Here is a 2,666-nt window from a genome sequence, read left to right as displayed (position 1 = left end):
GTGGCGCCGTCGGTGTAGAGCAGGAGCAGGTCGCCGGGGGAGAGGTGGAAGGGCACGTCGGTCAGGTGGACGGTGTCCATGATCCCCAGCAGGGTGCCCATGGCGCCCAGCGGTTCGACGGTTCCGCCCGCGCGGCGGATCAGGGCCGGGGCGTGCCCGGCCAGGGCGATGGTGCCGGACAGGCCGCCGGGGGTGCGGTGGAAGGCGGTGTAGACGGCGGAGCCGTCGGAGCGCATCAGCAGGGCCGGGGGGTGGCCGCCGCTGGCCAGGATGATGTGGAAGCCGCCCCGGATACGGTCGGGGGTGAGCAGCCCGAAGACGACGGTGCAGAAGCGGGGGTCACTGCCGTTGTACTCGTGGTTCAGGRCGGTGTTGAGGTTGGCGAGGACGGCGGCCGGGTCGGGGTCGTAGACGGCGGCGGCGCGCAGCGTGTAGCGGGCGAGCGAGGTGACGGCCGCGGCGGCGGCGCCCTTGCCGCACACGTCGCCCAGGAACAGCCCCCAGGTGCCGGCGGCCAGAGGGAAGAGGTCGTAGAAGTCGCCGCCGACCTCGTCGACGGAGGCGATGTGGTAGTACGCGGCGACGTCCAGACCGGGCACGCTCGCCAGGGCAGGCGGCAGCAGGGTCTTCTGCAAGGTGGCGGCCAGGACCTGGAGGCGGTCGCGTTCGAGGTCGGCTTCCCGGCGGGCGCGCAGCAGCTCGGTCTCGTAGGCGCGGCGGTCGCGGGCGTCGAAGATGGTGGTGCGGATCAGCAGGGGATGCCCGCGCCCTTGCCGCACACGTCGCCCAGGAACAGCCCCCAGGTGCCGGCGGCCAGAGGGAAGAGGTCGTAGAAGTCGCCGCCGACCTCGTCGACGGAGGCGATGTGGTAGTACGCGGCGACGTCCAGACCGGGCACGCTCGCCAGGGCAGGCGGCAGCAGGGTCTTCTGCAAGGTGGCGGCCAGGACCTGGAGGCGGTCGCGTTCGAGGTCGGCTTCCCGGCGGGCGCGCAGCAGCTCGGTCTCGTAGGCGCGGCGGTCGCGGGCGTCGAAGATGGTGGTGCGGATCAGCAGGGGATGCCCGTCGCTGCCCGTTTTCACGGTGGAGGTGACCAGGACCGGCAGCCGGGTGCCGTCGGCGGCCCTGAGTTCCAGGGCGATGCCGCTGATCTCGCCCTGCATCCGCAGCAGCGGACCGAAGTGGGTCTCGTGGTAGAGCCGCCCGCCGACGGTGAGCAGGTCGGAGAAGTGCTTACGGCCCACGAGGTCGTCACGCTGGTATCCGAGCCAGTCCAGCAGGGTGGTGTTGACCTTCGCGATCCGGCCGTCCAACTGGGTGGAGAGGTAGCCGCAGGGCGCGTGCTCGTACAGATCCTCGGCACTGTCCTCCAGCAGCGCGGAGAACTGCGCCTGCTCATCCACCGGCCCACCGCCCTCCCGGCCCTCCTGCTCTTCGCCGTTGGTCTTGCACATCACCGGGCGGCTCCCGCGAACGCGGTGATGGCTTCGGCGGTCTCCTCGGGCGCGGCGAGCTGCGGGCAGTGTCCGGTGGCGTTCAGGGTGACGAGCCGGCTGTCCGGAATCTGCGCGTGGACGAAGGCGCCCACCTCGGGCGGGGCGATCGCGTCGCTGGAGCACTGGGCGACCAGCGTGGGCACCCGCACAGCCGCGAGGTCGGCGCGGTTGTCGGACAGGAACGTCACCCGGGCGAACAGTCTGGCGATCTTCGGGTCGGTGCGGCAGAAACTGCTGGTGAGTTCCTCCCCGAGCTCCGGCCGCTCGGGGTTACCCATGATCACCGGCGCCATCGCACCGGACCAGCCCAGATAGTTCGCATCGAGCGATTCCAGCAGCTCGTCGATGTCCGCGGCGCTGAACCCGCCGCGGTAGCCGGTTGCGGGATCGTCGATGAAGCAGGGCGAGGGGGCCAGCAGGACCAGGCCCGCGAACGCCTCGGGCTCCCTGACGGCGGCCAGCACGCCCATCATGGCGGACACCGAGTGCCCGACGAACGTCACCGGGCCCAGGGCCAGCTCCCGGCACAGCTCGAGGACGTCGTCGACGTACCCGTCCAGCGTGGAGTACCGCTCGGGGCTCCATGTGGAGAGGTCCGAGTTCCCCGCGCCGACGTGGTCGAAGAGGACAACGGTGAAGTCACGCTCCAGCGCCGGCACCACCAGACGCCACATGTTCTGATCGCACCCGAACCCGTGCGCCAGTACCACCACCGGTGCACCGGCCCGTCCGGTCACCCTCACATGGTTCCTGCTCCGCACATCCATACCCGCCATCGTCGCAGACGCCCCGGGGGCGATCACGCCGCCAACGGCGGGCCTGACACCGAGATGGAGAGCCTTCGACTCTCACGGGAACTCCGGACTGTTCCTCACGGGTGCGGGAGCAGGGTTCGCGCGGTGCAGACCGGAGCCGCGATCACCCTGATGAACAGGGCTCGGATTCGCCGGTCCGAGCGAGCGCACCGGCCGTTCGGCGTTCCCTGCTGCCTCACCCTGGAGCGGGCCCTGAACCCCTGACTTTCGTCTCTCCGTAGTGGGCCGGTGCGCTCGCTCGGACCGGCGAATCCGAGCCCTGTTCATCAGGGTGATCGCGGCTCCGGTCTGCACCGCGCGAACCCTGCTCCCGCACCCGTGAGGAACAGTCCGGAGTTCCCGTGAGAGTCGAAGGC

The 2,666-nt window shown here is 70.7% G+C and carries 2 protein-coding genes and 1 pseudogene; all 3 read right to left on the bottom strand.

Annotated features, from left to right (window positions below):
- The coding region (locus tag EAO70_RS00690; RefSeq protein WP_261992571.1) for a PP2C family protein-serine/threonine phosphatase at positions 1-779 on the bottom strand (779 nt) is incomplete at its 3' end.
- Positions 764-1,453: pseudogene (locus tag EAO70_RS00685) on the bottom strand (PP2C family protein-serine/threonine phosphatase); the annotation flags it as partial. The pseudogene EAO70_RS00685 and the gene EAO70_RS00690, both read right to left, overlap by 16 nt.
- A complete protein-coding gene (locus tag EAO70_RS00680) occupies positions 1,453-2,262 on the bottom strand; it encodes an alpha/beta fold hydrolase (protein ID WP_148001091.1) in 810 nt (269 codons plus the stop codon). The pseudogene EAO70_RS00685 and the gene EAO70_RS00680, both read right to left, overlap by 1 nt.
- Positions 2,263-2,666: the final 404 nt, after the last annotated feature.

It is taken from the genome of Streptomyces sp. adm13(2018) (assembly GCF_008042145.1).
In the GTDB taxonomy this organism is placed as follows: domain Bacteria; phylum Actinomycetota; class Actinomycetes; order Streptomycetales; family Streptomycetaceae; genus Streptomyces.
The sequence above is the reverse complement of the archived record's forward strand: the minus strand, read 5'-3'. Positions and strand labels throughout refer to the sequence as shown.